The sequence below is a fragment of the Castellaniella hirudinis genome (assembly GCF_042651965.1).
In the GTDB taxonomy this organism is placed as follows: Bacteria; Pseudomonadota; Gammaproteobacteria; order Burkholderiales; family Burkholderiaceae_B; genus Castellaniella; species Castellaniella hirudinis.
Genome location: NZ_JBHSDY010000007.1, coordinates 51,491 through 66,359 on the forward strand (window position 1 = coordinate 51,491; position 14,869 = coordinate 66,359).

The 14,869-nt window shown below is 66.8% G+C and carries 16 protein-coding genes; 9 read left to right on the plus strand and 7 right to left on the minus strand.

The genetic code is table 11. The features are described from left to right. Positions 1 to 22: 22 nt before the first annotated feature. Genes ctaD through ACFO0J_RS11910 form a run of 4 tightly spaced genes read left to right on the plus strand, consistent with a single transcriptional unit; the run spans position 23 to position 2,855 of the window. Positions 23 to 1,636, plus strand: coding sequence for a cytochrome c oxidase subunit I (gene ctaD, locus ACFO0J_RS11895; RefSeq protein WP_376813306.1), 1,614 nt, complete (start codon positions 23 to 25; stop codon positions 1,634 to 1,636). Between the two features lie 10 nt (positions 1,637 to 1,646). Continuing rightward, on the plus strand, positions 1,647 to 1,763 hold the full coding sequence (locus ACFO0J_RS11900) for a cytochrome oxidase small assembly protein (protein WP_376813307.1): 117 nt from the start codon (positions 1,647 to 1,649) through the stop codon (positions 1,761 to 1,763). Continuing rightward, positions 1,760 to 1,954, plus strand: a complete 195-nt coding sequence (locus tag ACFO0J_RS11905) for a DUF2970 domain-containing protein (protein WP_376813308.1) — start codon at positions 1,760 to 1,762, stop codon at positions 1,952 to 1,954. The genes ACFO0J_RS11900 and ACFO0J_RS11905 overlap by 4 nt, the downstream gene beginning before the upstream one ends. Positions 1,955 to 1,979: 25 nt before the next feature. Continuing rightward, a complete protein-coding gene (locus ACFO0J_RS11910; RefSeq protein ID WP_376813309.1) occupies positions 1,980 to 2,855 on the plus strand; it encodes a cytochrome c oxidase subunit 3 in 876 nt (291 codons plus the stop codon). A 94-nt stretch (positions 2,856 to 2,949) separates the two neighbouring features. Here the strand turns inward: ACFO0J_RS11910 and ACFO0J_RS11915 are convergent, their stop codons facing one another. Further along, positions 2,950 to 3,165, minus strand: coding sequence for a twin transmembrane helix small protein (locus ACFO0J_RS11915; protein ID WP_376813310.1), 216 nt, complete (start codon positions 3,163 to 3,165; stop codon positions 2,950 to 2,952). A gap of 35 nt (positions 3,166 to 3,200) precedes the next feature. Between ACFO0J_RS11915 and ACFO0J_RS11920 the strand changes: the two genes are divergently transcribed. From ACFO0J_RS11920 to ACFO0J_RS11940, 5 genes are all read left to right on the plus strand, one after another. Then, a complete protein-coding gene (locus tag ACFO0J_RS11920) occupies positions 3,201 to 3,980 on the plus strand; it encodes an SURF1 family protein (RefSeq protein WP_376813311.1) in 780 nt (259 codons plus the stop codon). Continuing rightward, on the plus strand, positions 3,977 to 4,594 hold the full coding sequence (locus ACFO0J_RS11925; RefSeq protein ID WP_376813312.1) for an SCO family protein: 618 nt from the start codon (positions 3,977 to 3,979) through the stop codon (positions 4,592 to 4,594). The genes ACFO0J_RS11920 and ACFO0J_RS11925 overlap by 4 nt, the downstream gene beginning before the upstream one ends. Then, positions 4,594 to 5,631 carry a COX15/CtaA family protein gene (locus tag ACFO0J_RS11930; protein ID WP_376813313.1) on the plus strand — a complete coding sequence of 346 codons (1,038 nt, stop codon included), beginning with the start codon at positions 4,594 to 4,596 and terminating at the stop codon, positions 5,629 to 5,631. The genes ACFO0J_RS11925 and ACFO0J_RS11930 overlap by 1 nt, the downstream gene beginning before the upstream one ends. Before the next feature lie 28 nt (positions 5,632 to 5,659). Beyond that, positions 5,660 to 6,571 carry a heme o synthase gene (cyoE, locus tag ACFO0J_RS11935; protein ID WP_376813314.1) on the plus strand — a complete coding sequence of 304 codons (912 nt, stop codon included), beginning with the start codon at positions 5,660 to 5,662 and terminating at the stop codon, positions 6,569 to 6,571. A gap of 91 nt (positions 6,572 to 6,662) precedes the next feature. Further along, a complete protein-coding gene (locus tag ACFO0J_RS11940) occupies positions 6,663 to 7,271 on the plus strand; it encodes an SCO family protein (RefSeq protein ID WP_376813315.1) in 609 nt (202 codons plus the stop codon). Between the two features lie 10 nt (positions 7,272 to 7,281). Here ACFO0J_RS11940 and ACFO0J_RS11945 read toward each other — a convergent pair whose 3' ends face one another. From ACFO0J_RS11945 to ACFO0J_RS11970, 6 genes are all read right to left on the minus strand, one after another. Next, on the minus strand, positions 7,282 to 9,927 hold the full coding sequence (locus ACFO0J_RS11945) for a cation:proton antiporter (RefSeq protein ID WP_376813316.1): 2,646 nt from the start codon (positions 9,925 to 9,927) through the stop codon (positions 7,282 to 7,284). Positions 9,928 to 10,189: 262 nt separating this feature from the next. Next, positions 10,190 to 11,095, minus strand: coding sequence for an RNA polymerase sigma factor RpoH (rpoH, locus tag ACFO0J_RS11950; protein ID WP_376813317.1), 906 nt, complete (start codon positions 11,093 to 11,095; stop codon positions 10,190 to 10,192). A gap of 114 nt (positions 11,096 to 11,209) precedes the next feature. After that, a complete protein-coding gene (locus ACFO0J_RS11955) occupies positions 11,210 to 12,064 on the minus strand; it encodes an endonuclease/exonuclease/phosphatase family protein (RefSeq protein WP_376813318.1) in 855 nt (284 codons plus the stop codon). Between the two features lie 9 nt (positions 12,065 to 12,073). After that, the gene (gene aspS, locus ACFO0J_RS11960; RefSeq protein ID WP_376813319.1) at positions 12,074 to 13,864 is read right to left on the minus strand and encodes an aspartate--tRNA ligase; all 1,791 of its coding nucleotides are present in this window, start codon (positions 13,862 to 13,864) and stop codon (positions 12,074 to 12,076) included. 31 nt (positions 13,865 to 13,895) lie between these two features. Then, positions 13,896 to 14,546, minus strand: coding sequence for a DUF502 domain-containing protein (locus ACFO0J_RS11965; protein ID WP_376813320.1), 651 nt, complete (start codon positions 14,544 to 14,546; stop codon positions 13,896 to 13,898). A 12-nt stretch (positions 14,547 to 14,558) separates the two neighbouring features. Further along, positions 14,559 to 14,846: an FmdB family zinc ribbon protein gene (locus tag ACFO0J_RS11970; protein ID WP_376813321.1), complete on the minus strand. Its 288-nt coding sequence runs from the start codon at positions 14,844 to 14,846 to the stop codon at positions 14,559 to 14,561. Between the last annotated feature and the right edge of the window lie 23 nt (positions 14,847 to 14,869).

Below are 14,869 nucleotides of genomic sequence, written 5' to 3' on the forward strand. Positions count from 1 at the left end.
CGCCCCAGGAAGGAGGCATTCAATGAGCAGCGTTACGGTCGACCACATTCCGCCCCACAGCGGGCATGACGAACACGCCCACCACCACGCCCCGACGGGCTGGCGGCGCTGGGTGTTCGCCACGAATCACAAAGACATCGGCACGATGTATTTGATCTTCTCGTTCTGCATGCTGCTGGAGGGCGGTACGCTGGCCCTGCTGCTGCGTACGGAACTGTTCGAACCCGGCATCCAGTTCTTCCAGCCCGAACTGTTCAACCAGTTCACCACCATGCACGGGCTGATCATGATTTTCGGCGCGATCATGCCCGCCTTCGTGGGCTTCGCCAACTGGATGATCCCGCTGCAGATCGGCGCGTCCGACATGGCTTTCGCGCGGATGAACAACTTCAGCTTCTGGCTGCTGCCGGTGGGCGCGATCCTGCTGACGACCTCGTTCTTCGTGCCGGGCGGGGCCAACGCCTCGGGCTGGACGATGTACGCGCCGCTGTCGCTGCAGATGGGTCCGGGCATGGACTTCGCGATCTTCGCCGTGCACATCCTGGGCGCCTCGTCCATCATGGGCGCGATCAACATCATCGTCACCATCCTGAACATGCGCGCCCCCGGCATGAGCCTGATGAAGATGCCGCTGTTCTGCTGGTCCTGGCTGGTCACGGCCTACCTGCTGCTGGCCGTGATGCCGGTGCTCGCCGCCGCCGTCACGATGCTGCTCACCGACCGTCACTTCGGCACCCACTTCTTCAACGCCGCCGGCGGCGGCGACCCGGTGCTGTACCAGCACGTGTTCTGGTTCTTCGGCCACCCCGAGGTCTACATCATGATTCTGCCGGCCTTCGGGATGGTGTCGCAGATCGTGCCGACCTTTGCCCGCAAGCGCCTGTTCGGCTACGCGTCGATGGTGTACGCCATCTGCGCCATCGCCATCCTGTCGTTCCTGGTGTGGGCGCACCACATGTTCACCACCGGCATGCCGGTCACCGCCCAGTTGTTCTTCATGTACGGCACGATGCTGATTTCCATCCCCACCGGGGTCAAGGTCTTCAACTGGACGGCCACCATGTGGCGCGGCGCCATGACCTTCGAGACCCCGATGCTGTTCGCCATCGGCTTCATCTTCGTGTTCACCATCGGCGGCTTCACCGGCCTGGTGGTCGCGGTCGCCCCGATCGACATCCAGGTCCAGGATACCTATTACGTGGTGGCGCACTTCCACTACGTGCTGGTGGCCGGATCGCTGTTCGCCCTGTTCGGCGCCACCTATTACTGGCTGCCGAAATGGACCGGGACCATGTACGACGAGCGCCTGGGCAAGTGGCACTTCTGGATGACGATGATCTCGTTCAACATCACCTTCTTCCCGATGCACTTCCTGGGTCTGGCCGGCATGCCGCGCCGCTACGCGGACTACTCCGCGCAGTTCACCGACTTCCACCAGATCGCCACGATCGGCGCCTTCTGGTTCGGCCTGTCGCAACTGCTGTTCGCCTACATCGTGATCAAGTCGGCGCGCGGTCACGGCGCCCCGGCGGCGGCCAACCCCTGGGAAGGCGCCGAAGGTCTGGAGTGGACGGTGCCCTCGCCCGCGCCCTACCATACCTTCGTGACGCCGCCCCAATACGAGGCCAGCCACTGAGATGGATGAGATGACCCCAGAGCAACGCCGCCGCAATCGTCGCACCGGATGGGTCCTGGCCATATTCGCCATCGCCATCCTGGTGTGGACCTTTGTGCGCGCCAACCTGTGGGGAATCGAATCATGACCGAACCACGCAACACCTTCCTGCGCTCGATGCGCACGGTCGCCTGGGCGTTCCTGGGGCTGCGCAAGCGCTCCGGCCACGAAGAGGACCTGTCACATCTGCGCCCGTCACACATCATCGTGGCGGGCCTGATCAGCGGGGCGGTGTTCGTATTGCTGCTGATATTGGCCGTGCGCATGGCGACGGCCTAGAAGACGAATCCAGAGGAGAACAACGATGACGACCGCCCAGATGGCTCACGCCGGCGAGGCCCCCTACTACTACGTCCCGCCAGATTCGGTCCACCCGATCCGGGCCAGCCTGAGCATGCTGGCGACCCTGGTCGGCGCGGCCCTGTGGGTCAACAGCTATGCAATCGGCCCCTGGCTCGTCCTGGCCGGCATCCTGTGCCTGTTCGTGGTGCTTTTCGGCTGGTTCGGCGACGCCATCCACGAGTCCGAAACCGGCATGAACAGCCAGCGCATCGATCACTCCTACCGCTGGAGCATGGCCTGGTTCATTTTCTCCGAGGTCATGTTCTTCTCGGCCTTCTTCGGCGCGCTGTGGTACACCCGCGAAGTCTCCACGCCGTGGCTGAGCACCCTGGACTCCCAGACCCTGCTGTGGCCGGGCTTCAGCGGCACCTGGCCTAACCAGGGCCCGGCGGGCACCGTCGCCCCCTTCCAGACCGTGGGGCCGTTCTGGCTGCCCACCATCAACACCGCGCTGCTGCTGTCCTCCGGCGTCACCCTGACCATCGCCCACCACGCCCTGCGCGCGGCGCACCGGTCCAAGGCGATCTTCTGGCTGGGCCTGACGGTGGTGCTGGGCTTCACCTTCGTGGCCTGCCAGGCGTATGAATACCACCACGCCTACACCGAGCTGAACCTGCGTTTCTCCTCGGGCGCCTACGGCGCGCTGTTCTACATGCTGACGGGCTTCCACGGCTTCCACGTGATCCTGGGCGCCACCATGCTGACCGTGATCTGGTTCCGCCTGGTGCGAGGCCACTTCACGGCCGAACATCACTTCGGCTTCGAGGGCGCCGCCTGGTACTGGCACTTCGTGGACGTGGTCTGGCTGGGCTTGTACATCTTCGTGTACTGGCTGTAAAAATCTGTTCTGGCGGGCTGCGATACCTTACGGCGCGCGGCCTGGATTTCTCAGGCACGGCAATGGTCTGAACAGACTGTTGCCGTGTTTGGTTTTACTTTCCGGTCCCGACCTGCAAGCCCGTCGCATCGATCCACCCCAGCGCATGCGCCAGCAGCAGGAACAGGAACAACAGGATCGACAAGCCCACCCGCCACGTCAGGGCCCAGGCCATCCGGTCTGTGCGGCCCCGGTCCTGCATGAGATACTTCATGGCTGAACCCAGGCTGACCAGCACCCCCAGGAACAGCACGACAATCAGAATTTTCATGAACACTCCCCGCAACACCAGGATGTAAGCATCGTATGACCTCGCCGCAACCCGCAACCCGCACCAAGGCCGTCCTGGCCCTGATCCTGCTGGCGCTGGCGGGTGCGGCCTGCATCAGCGCCGGGCTCTGGCAGTTGCGCCGCGCCCACGAACGCGAAGGGCTTCTGGCCGCCATCGAAGCGGGCCGGCAGGCGCCGCCCCAGGTGCTTGATGCGCAACACCGCGACGGCCCCGACTGGCACCCGGCCAGCGCCCGAGGGCACTGGCTGAATCCGCTTACTGTACTCCTGGACAATCGCAACCTCAAAGGTCAGCCCGGCCTGTGGGTGGCGACGCCGCTGGAACTGCAAGACGCCCCCGGAACCGCCGTGCTGGTGCTGCGCGGCTGGGTCGCCCGGCCGATGCCGTCCGCCGCGCTGCCGGACCTGAATGCCGCCGCCGGCACCGTCCAGGTCCAGGGCACGCTGCTGCATCGGGTCCCCCGCCTGTTCGACCTGGGCAGCCTCAGCGGCCGATCCGGCAATCCCCTGCCGCACCCTTTTCCCGCCGCCGACGGCAAACCGCCCGCCGTGCAAAACCTGCCGCTGGACACACTGGCCGCCGCCACCGGCCTGAACCTGCTGCCGGTCGTGCTGCAACAAGCGCCCACGCACGACGCGGATCTGATCCAGGACTGGCCCGGCCCCTCGACGGACGCCGACCAGAACTACAACTACGCCCTGCAATGGTTCAGCTTCGCCGCAATCGCACTGATCGCGGCCGGCTTCACGGTCTGGCGCATGCTGCGCCGCCCCTCACCTTCCGAACACGCATGACCACTGCCTCCCCCCCTGCCCGCGCCCGTTCCGTCCGCCCCCTCATTGCCGTCCTGCTGGTCTGCCTGGCGCCGGTGGTGTTCGCCCTGCTGGCCTACTACATGCCGTCGCTGGGCCTGCGCCCGGATTCGCGCACCCGCTACGGCCAACTGATCGAGCCGCAGCGCCCCATCCCTAACGATCTGGCGTTGCGGGACGCGCAGGGCCAGCCCTACGACCTGAACCAGCTCAAGGGCCAGTGGCTGCTGATCAGCACGGGCCCCGGCGCCTGCCCGGAATCCTGCGTGCGCGGGCTGTTCGTGCTGCGTAATTCCCACGCCAGCCAGGGCAAAGAAGTCGATCGCCTGGAACGCGTCTGGTTCATCACCGACGACGCGCCCGCCGCCGCTGTCGTCGGCGATGCCTACGTCGGCACGCACGTCCTGCGCGCCGACCCCGCCAAGCTGGCGGCCTGGCTGGCGCCGGGCGCCGCCGACCCCGCCGCCGAACTGGCGCAGGGCTTGTGGATCGTCGACCCCCTGGGCCACCTGATGATGCGCTTCCCCGACGCGCAACAACCCGAAGCCGTGCGCGACGATCTCCGCACGCTGCTGAAGAACTCACGGATCGGTTGATGGACCGCCTGCTCACGCGCTATCGCAGGCTGGTGTTCCTGGCCTGGTTCCTGACGCTGGACCTGATCATGTTCGGCGCCTTCGTGCGCCTGACCGATTCCGGCCTGGGCTGCCCCGACTGGCCGGGCTGCTACGGCCATCTCAGCCCCCTGGGCGCCGGGGACCACATCCGCGCCGCCCTGGAGGCCATGCCCTACGGCCCGGTCAGCGCCTTCAAGGCCTGGATCGAGATGATCCACCGCTACGCCGGCGCCATCCTGGGCCTGATGATCATCGGCATCGCCGTGTACGCCTGGCGCCTGCGCCGCCTGCCGGATCGCAGCCCCGTACTGGCCGGCTGCGTGCTGATCATGGTCTGCATCCAGGGCGCGTTCGGCGCCTGGACCGTCACCCACCGGCTGATGCCGCTGGTGGTCACGACGCACCTGGTGCTGGGCATGAGCCTGCTGGCCCTGATGACCTGGCTGGCCGCGCGGGAAAAACACCACGCCCCCGTGCCCGCCGATCCGGGCGCCGGGCGCGCCTGGATGATCCTGGGGCTGGCCGTGCTGTTCCTGCAGGTGGCGCTGGGCGGCTGGGTCAGCACCAACTACGCGGCCCTGGCCTGCATGGATTTCCCCACCTGTCACGGCGCCTGGGTGCCGCCCATGGATTTCCGCGAGGGCTACGCCCTGCTGCGCGGCCTGGGCCAGCTCTCGTCCGGCGAGCTCATTTCCCAGGACGCGCTCACCGCCATCCACTGGACGCACCGCAACTTCGCCTTCCTGGTCATCGCCCTGCTGGGCGTGCTGGCCTGGCGCTGGCGCCGCACCCCGGGCCTGGCCGGCCCGGCGCGCCTGCTGCTGGCCCTGCTGGCCCTGCAATTGCTGACGGGGCTGACCACGATCTTTTTCCAATGGCCGCTGCTGATCGCCGTGATGCACAACGGCGGCGCCGCCGGCCTGGTCCTGGTGGGCGTCACGCTGCTGTGGCGCCTGTCCCGGGCCGGAAAAATCGACGCCCAGGCAGGGAAACCCATTAGACGGAGCGCACCCTGACGCCCCCGGAAGCGCCTAGAATCCTACTATGACCACCGCCACTGCCGCCCCCCGCCGCACCCCCTCCCTGCTGCGCCAGTACCTGACACTGACCAAGCCGCGCGTCACCCAACTGGCGGTGTTCTGCGCGGTGATCGGCATGTTCCTGGCGACCCCCGGCCTGCCCGACCCCTGGCTGGCCGTGAACGCCACGGCGGGCATCTGGCTGCTGTCGGCGGCCGCCTTTTCCATCAACTGCCTGGTCGAACGCGAAACCGACGCACGCATGCTGCGCACGGCGCGGCGCGGCACGGCCTCCGGCCAGATCGGCAGCCACCAGGTCCTGATGATGGCGGGCGTCCTGGGCGGCGCCGGCATGTGGATCCTGTACACCCAGGTCAACGCGCTGACCATGTGGCTGACCTTCGCCAGCTTCGTCGGCTATGCCCTGATCTACACCGCCATCCTGAAGCCTCTCACGCCGCAGAACATCGTCATCGGCGGCCTGTCGGGCGCGATGCCGCCGGCCCTGGGCTGGGCCGCCATGGCCGATGCCGTCCCGGCCGAGGCCTGGCTGCTGGTGCTGATCATCTTCATCTGGACGCCGCCCCACTTCTGGGCGCTGGCCCTGTACCGCCATCACGACTACGAAAAGTCCGGCCTGCCCATGCTGCCGGTGACGCACGGCCAGAATTTCACCCAGCTGCACATCCTGCTCTACAGCATCGCCCTGTTCGCGGCGTCCGTGATGCCCTACGTCGTGCGCATGAGCGGCCCCGCCTACCTGGCCGCCGCCTGCCTGCTCAGCGGCCGCTTCGTCTGGCAAGCCTTTGCGCTATATCGAAACTACTCGGACGCCAAGGCGCGTAAACTGTTCCATTATTCGATCCTGTATCTGTCGCTGCTGTTCGCCGCGCTGCTGCTGGATCACTGGGTCGGCCTGACCCTGGGGAATTTCTAGACGGATTTTCACCCGGCCCGGCCCAGCGGATACCCGACCGGAACGCGCCACGGCGCCGTCCCGGCCGATTCACCGATCTGGATGATGGACCATGCCGTTTTCAATCCCGCGCCGCAGGCTGCTGGCCGGTGCGCTTGCCACCCTGCCCCTCGCCCTGGCCCTGCCGGGCTGCTCCCCGAAAGCCGAACCCCTGGCCTTCGAAGGTAACGACATCAGCGGGACCCACCTGGGACGCGACCTGGACATGGTCGACACCACCGGCCGGCAGCGCACGCTGGCGGACTATCGGGGCAAGGTGCTGATGGTGTTCTTCGGCTACACCCAATGCCCGGACGTCTGCCCCACCGCCATGGCGCAGGCGTCCCAGGTCATGGAGCTGCTGGGCGACAAGGCCCGGGACGTGCGTGTCCTGATGGTGTCGGTGGACCCTGCACGCGACACGCCCGACGTCCTGGCCGCCTATGTGCAGGCCTTCGACCCGTCTTTCATCGGCCTGACGGGCACGCCGGAACAACTGGACAAGACCGCACGCTCCTTCAAGGCTTTCTACGCCAAGGAAGCCGGCCCGTCGCCCGATCACTACGCCATGAACCACTCGTCGGCCTTCTATCTGCTGGACCGCGAGGGCGAGGCCCGCGCCCTGCTCGGGCCGTCGCTGACGCCCGAGGACATGGCGCACGACATCAAGCTGCTGCTGTAGGCCGGGCGGCTCAGGCTGCCGTCGGCGGGCCGGCCGGGTTCGGCGCGGCCTGACTCAGATCCTCAGGACTGGCCTCGTCCGCGGCCAGGGCTTCCTCGGCGTCAGCCGGCGCTTCATCCGTTGCAGCCCTGGCCAGATCCGGCAAAGGCTCGTGCTGGCGCTCGCCCGACTCGAACTGCCGCCAGACCTCCACGGCCCGCAGGCGCTGACGGACGATCAGGTCGATCTTTTCGCGCAGCATCGGGTATTGCTCCTGCAGGCGCTTGAAGTCACGTTCCTGCAGCATCAGCAGGCGGCTGTAGCCCAGTGATCGCGCGCGCGCCTGAAAATCGTCACCCATGGCCAGCGCCATTTCACCGAAGATCTGGCCGCTGCCCAGTTCCGCCGTGGTGCCGTCGGGCAGATCCAGGACGACGGCGCCCGAGGCCACGAAATACATGGCGTGGGTGCGGCCGAAGCGGGTATGGATTTCCTGCCCCGGCATGATCAGGCGGGGCTTGAGCACGCGGCGGATGGCCGCCATGGTGCGCTCGTCCATGCCCTCGAACATCGGCACCCGCTGCACCAGCGACGCCGCGCTCATGGTGATGTCCAGCACGCCGCTTTTTTCCAGCGCGCCCCAGCGCGCATCCGTCTGCTGGATCAGGTCGGAATAGGTTTCCCCGCTGATCAGGTTGTGCGCCAGCATGTCGCGGTAGCGGATGCGTTCCATGGCGCGCGCCATGCGCCCGAGATAGGCTTCCTGGAGATACTGGGCGTAATTGGGATATTGCAGCGCCAGGGCCTGCAGCGCGCCTTCCAGCAGCGTCAGGCGGCGCTGGTGCGCAGCCACGATGATTTCCGTGACCTCCAGCCCCAGCAACGGCTGCACGTCGGTGCGGGCGAACTGGATCAGGCGCCGCGCCACCGACCATTTGCACATCAGGTTCGTGAAACGCTGGGCCAGTTCCCGCACCAGCCAGCCCTGCCAGCCGGTCAGGTGATGCAGGCGCAGCGCCAGGCGCAAGGACCGCGAATAGCGCAGATCGCCTTCGATCGCCGCCTCGAAGCCCAGCAGCCCGCCCGATCGCACCGCATCCCCCAGCCGCTCGGCGCGCGCCAGCAGGGACTCGGCGGTGCGCCAGTCCACGACCTGGGCCTTGAGGGTCTCGAAGAACATTTCTTCTTCGCGGCCCGCCAGCATGCTCATGCCGACCGCGACCTTCTGGTTCAGGGACAACTGGTTCACCTGCGACGCGTCCACGCCGGCCTGGCTGGCGTCGAACACCGCATGCAGGCGATCCAGCACCTCGGTGCCGATATGCTCGTGATGGGCGATGTCGTCGATCTTCAGGCGCAGGGCCTCGAGTTCCACCACCTGCGCCTGATCGCGCAGGGTGCGGTCCACCGGCGAGAGCTGGTTCAGCCCCAGGCGATGGATCAGGGGCCGCAGCGTCAGGCCGTTGATGAACAGCGTCATGAGCACGAAGCCGGTCGTGGCCACGGCGATGAACTGGCGCGCCTCATGCGGTACCGCCGGCTGTTCGGTGACGGCCAGGGCCAGGGCCAGGGACACGGCCCCGCGCAGGCCGCCCAGCAGCATCACGGCCCGGTAGGACGGACTGACCTCGGTGCTGAGCCGCAACCGCCCCAGCAGGGGCAGCAGGCCGTAGACGATCACCGCGCGCGCGCACAGCGTGACGATGAACACGACCAGGATCAGCAGGACTTCCATCCAGGTGATTTCCGCCATCATGCGCGGGATCAGCATGGCGGCGAACAGAAAGATCAGGGAATTGGCCCAGAAGCCGAACTGCGCCCAGGCGCCCTCGAGCTGCTCGAAGGTCGTGGGCGACATGCGGGTGCGGCCGCTGGAGCCCACCACCAGACCGGCGATCACCGTGGCCACCACCCCCGACACGCCCAGGTAGTGTTCGGCGATGAAGAAGGTCAGGTAGGCCAGCGCCACGGTCAGCGTGACTTCGGCCGTAGGCCAGCCGCGCAGCCAGCGGAACAGTTCGATGGCCGCTCGCCCCATGACCAGGCCGGCCAGGCCGCCGCCCAGGAAGCTGACCAGGAAGCCGCTGAGAATGTCCGTGATGGCGGGCGTGGTGCCGCCGAACAGGATGCTGAGCAGCACCGAGTACAAGGCGATCGAGGCCGCGTCGTTGAACAGGGCCTCGCCCTCGACCAGGTTCGTGAGGCGGCGCGGCGCACCGACCTCGCGGAAGATGCCCACGACCGCCACCGGGTCGGTGGTCGCCACGATGGCGCCCAGCATCAGGCAGACCACCAGCCCGTAGGTGGAAATCGCCGCCAGCGAGAAACCGACGGCCACGGTGCAGACCACGACGGCCACGATGGCCATCACCAGGATCGGGCTGATGTCGTCCATCAGCCGCCGCAGATTCGTCGCCAGCGCCGTCTCGAACAGCAGCACGGGCAGGAACACGAACAGAAAGGTCTCGGAGGAAATCTCGAAGTGCTGCAGGGTGTCGAGGAAGTCGGCCACCACGCCCGGCGCCCAGCCGTGCACGTGGATGATGACGCCCAGGACAAAGCCGACGATGGCCAGCAGCACGGAATACGGCAATCGCAACCGCCCCGCCAGAGGGGGCATGAAGGACACCAGAGCCAGGAGGCCGGCCAGGCCAAATACAAGAAGGCCGATTTTCATGAGGAAGCGCGCTCAAATCATCTGGCTGATATGTTACAGGCCCAGGGGATCGGCTTCCTAGAAAAAATGTATGAAAAAAAAGAGGGATGCCAGACGGCATCCCATGAACATCCGCTTCGATAGGGAGGGGAAGAGGAGAAGCAGAAGCGGACGACAGAACGTTGAGGCCGGCGTGGCCGGCGTGCGCTCATGTCAGATTAGTCCGCGCCCGATGCTGAAAGTTCACGATCGGGGGCGGAGAAGTGCAAAAGAATGTGACTGCTCAGGCGGGCTCGAAATCCGCCTGCTGCCCGCTCAGGGCGACACGCAGTTTTTTCAGGGCGGCGGCTTCGATCTGGCGGACGCGTTCGGCGGAAATGCCGTACTCGGCAGCCAGTTCGTGCAGCGTGGCGCCGCCATCGTCGGCCAGCCAGCGGGCGCGCACGATGTGCTGGGAGCGCGCGTCCAGGGACGACAGGGCGTGTTCCAGGCCCTCGCCCTGCAGGGCGTCCATGCTGCGGCGCGCCAGCACCTGGGCGGGTTCCTGGGCCTCGTCGGCCAGCCAGTCGGAGGGCGCGTAGCGGTCCTCGTCGTCGGCCGGGGCATCCAGGGCGAAATCGCCGCCCGACAGGCGGACTTCCATTTCGGCGACGTCTTCCGGGCGCACGTCGAGTTCGCGGGCGATGTCGGCCACCTGATCCGGGGCCAGGCTACGGCCGTCGGGCCGCATGCGGCGCAGATTGAAGAACAGCTTGCGCTGCGCCTTGGTGGTGGCGATCTTGACCAGACGCCAGTTGCGGATCACGTATTCGTGGATTTCGGCACGGATCCAGTGCACGGCGAACGACACCAGGCGCACGCCACGGTCGGGATCGAAGCGGCGCACGGCCTTCATCAGGCCGATATTGCCTTCCTGGATCAGGTCGGCGTGCGCCAGGCCGTAGCCCAGGTACTGGCGGGCGATGGACACCACCAGCCGCAGGTGCGACAGAATCAGGTCGCGCGCAGCGTCCAGATCGTTGTTGTCGCGCAGGCGCCGGCCCAGGTCGGCTTCCTGTTCGGCAGTCAGCATCGGCAAGCGATTGACGGTGCTGATGTAGGCATCGATGGTACCGAGCGCTCCGGGGTTGGCGATCGCCAGCGAAAGCTGCGACGGCGCGAGCGACAGGGCGGATGAGGAGGGGGTCATGGTGACAAGAACCTCGTACAGAACGCAATGATGTTAGCACTCCATGAGCAGGAGTGCTAATTCCAAGGTAACGAATGTTAGTCCGTCGGGCGGCGGGAAAGTTCCCCGAAAACCTCAGGGCAGTTCGAGTTCCGCCACCAGCGGCGCATGGTCCGACAGCTTCTTCCAGGGCAGGCCGTGCAGCACCCGCGCGCGGCGCACGGCAAAACCGCGCTGGTAGATGCGGTCCAGCCGCAGCCAGGGGAACACGGACGGGAAAGTGCGCGGCGGCGGTGTCAGGCGCGCCGCATGGCCGTTCATGGACAGTTCGGGCATCGGGCGCAGCGCCTGCCCCGGCAGCCAGGCCAGGCGTTCGCGCAGGCGCGACACGGTACGGCGCAGCCGGTAGATCTCGTCCGTCCCCTGCGGGGCGGCGGCGAAGACCTCGACCAGCCCGAGCTGTTCGACGAACAGCGGCGCCAGGCGGTTGGTCCAGTCGTTGAAGTCGCCCGCGATCAGCAGCGGTTCGTGCGCGGGCACCAGGCGCTGGATCCGGTCGGCCAGCGCCTGCACCTGACGCGAGCGTCCGCCCGCCAGCAGGCCCAGGTGCACCACCAGGCAGTGCACCGGCACGTCGCCGACCCGCACCACGCCGTGCAGCAGGCCGCGCTGCTCCAGGCGGTGGTCGGAGACGTCCTGGTTTTCGTAATACAGGATGGGATAGCGCGACAACAGCGCATTGCCGTGGTCGGTGGTGTGGCGCACGGCATTGCAGCCGTAGGCGGCCTGCATATGCAGGGCCGCCGCCAGGGATTCGTGCTGCGCGTCCAGGCTGCTGCGGATCTGGTTGCGGCCCTGGACTTCCTGCAGGAACAGCAGGTCGGGCCGCAGGCCGTACAGGCCCAGCCGCAGGTCGGCCAGCGATTCCCGTCCACCCGTGGCCGAACGGCCCTTGTGGATGTTGTAGCTGACGACCCGCAGGATGGGCATGGCCCCGCCTTACTTGGCTTCCGTCTGACGCAAGCGGATGTGCAGTTCGCGCAGTTGCTTCTCGTCCACGGCCGAGGGCGCCTGCGTCAGCAGGCACTGGGCGCGCTGCGTCTTGGGGAAGGCGATCACGTCGCGGATGGATTCCGCACCCGCCATCAGCGTCACCAGGCGGTCCAGGCCGAAGGCCAGGCCCCCGTGCGGCGGCGCGCCGTACTGCAGGGCGTCGAGCAGGAAGCCGAACTTCAGGCGGGCTTCTTCCTCGTCGATCTTCAGGGCCTTGAAGACCTTGCTCTGGACGTCGGCGCGGTGGATACGCTCGGAACCGCCGCCGACTTCCCAGCCGTTCATGACCATGTCGTAGGCGCGCGCGATGGCCTTGCCCGGATCGGTTTCCAGCAGATCCTCGTGGCCCGGCTTGGGGCAGGTGAAGGGGTGGTGAGCGGCCGTGTAGCGGCCTTCGCCCTCGTCGTACTCGAACATGGGGAAGTCCACCACCCACAGCGGCTTCCAGCCCGGCTCGAACAGCCCGTTGGCGCGGCCGAATTCGCTCTGGCCGATCTTCACGCGCAGGGCGCCGATGGCGTCGGCGACGACCTTGGCGCGGTCGGCGCCGAAGAAGATCAGGTCGCCGTTCTGCGCACCGGTGCGCTCGATCAGGGCGCGCAAGGCGTCGGCGTGGATGTTCTTGACGATGGGCGACTGCAGGCCCTCGGGGATCGAGGCGGCGTCGTTGACCTTGATGTAGGCCAGGCCGCGCGCGCCGTAGATGCCGACGAACTGGGTGTAGGCGTCGATCTCGCTGCGCGGCATGCCGCCGCCGCCGGGCACGCGCAGGGCCACCACGCGGCAGGCCGGGTCATTGGCCGGGCCGGCGAAGACCTTGAAGCCCACGTCGCGCATCAGATCGGCCACGTCGGTGAATTCCAGCTTCACGCGCAGGTCGGGCTTGTCCGAACCGAAGCGGCGCATGGCTTCGCTCCAGCTCATGACGGGGAATTCGGGCAGCGCGACGTCCAGCACCTGGCGGTAGATCTCACGCACCATGCCTTCGAAGATCTCGCGGATCTGGACTTCGTCCAGGAAGGAGGTTTCGCAATCGATCTGGGTGAATTCCGGCTGGCGGTCGGCGCGCAGGTCTTCGTCGCGGAAGCACTTGGTGATCTGGTAGTAGCGGTCGAAGCCGGACACCATCAGCAGTTGCTTGAACAACTGCGGCGACTGGGGCAGCGCGAAGAATTCGCCCGGGTTCACCCGCGAGGGCACCAGATAGTCGCGCGCGCCTTCGGGCGTGCTGCGGGTCAGCATCGGGGTTTCGATGTCGACGAAGCCCAGGGCGTCCAGATAATTGCGCGCCACCATGGACACGCGGTAGCGCAGCATCAGGTTGCGCTGCATCTGCGGACGGCGCAGGTCCAGCACCCGGTGCGTCAGGCGCGTGGTCTCGGACAGATTGTCGTCGTCCAGTTGGAACGGCGGCGTCACCGAGGCATTGAGGATCTCGATTTCGCGGCAGAGGATCTCGATCTCGCCCGAGAGCAGGTCGGCATTGGTGGTGCCTTCGGGGCGCAGGCGCACCAGGCCGGTGATCCGCAGGCAGTATTCGTTGCGGATGCGCTCGGCGGTCTCGAACGCGGCCTTGTTGTCCGGGTCCACCACCACCTGGGCCAGGCCCGCGCGGTCACGCAGGTCGATGAAGATCACGCCGCCATGGTCGCGGCGACGATGCACCCAGCCGAACAGGGTCACGGTCTGGTCGAGGTGGGCTTTGGATACCTCGCCGGTATAGCAAGTGCGGTTCAAGAATGGCTCCGTCAGAGGGATTGTTCGAGTTTCAATGGGACTGCTCGCCGGGGGTTTCCACGGCGGGCAGATCCATCTGTGTCTGGGGCGGCAGGCCGGGCGGCGCCACCACGCCCATGGACACGATGTATTTCAGTGCGGTTTCCACCGTCATGTCGAGCACCTGGACATCGGCGCGCGGCATCATCAGAAAGAAGCCCGACGTCGGGTTGGGTGTCGTAGGCACATAGACGCTGACAAAATCGCCGTCCAGCAATGCGGCAATCTCGGCGCTGGGGGTGCCGGTCAGGAAACCGATGGTCCAGGCGCCCTGGCGCGGATACTGCACCAGCACGGCCTCGCGGAAGGCCTGGCCGTTGGGCGCGAACACGGTGTCGCTGACCTGCTTGACCGAATTATAAATGGAGCGCACCAAAGGGATGCGCCCCAGCAGGGATTCCCAGCGCGACAGGATGGCGCGGCCGATGAAATTGGCGCAGAACAGCCCCGTGACCAGGATCACGACCAGGACCAGGACCAGCTCGAAACCCGGGATCGAGATCCCGAACAGGGCTTCGGGCGACAGGAACTTCGGCACCAGGGAGCCGAGCGTGCGGGCCAGCACGGCCAGCACCCAGACGGTGGCCACCAGCGGCAGCCAGATCAGCAGGCCGGTGATGAAGTAGCGTTTGAGAAAGCGCATGGTCCCGGGGCGTCAGCTTGACGTCGCAGCCGGCGGCGTGCCGCCGGAGGCAGGCGCCGGCGCCGGGCTTGACGAGGCGCCGCCTGCCGGCTCGGCGGATTTGGGGGCGGCTTTGCCGCCCCCGCGGAAATCGGTTTCGTACCAGCCGGAGCCCTTGAGGCGGAAACCGGCGGCCGTCACCTGTTTTTCATAGGTTTCCTGACCGCAAGCCGGGCAGGTCGTGAGCAGCGGGTCCGAGATTTTCCGCAGCACGTCCTGCTCATGGCCGCACTGGCTGCAACGATAGGCGTAGATAGGCACAGCAATTCCAAAAGAATCAACCG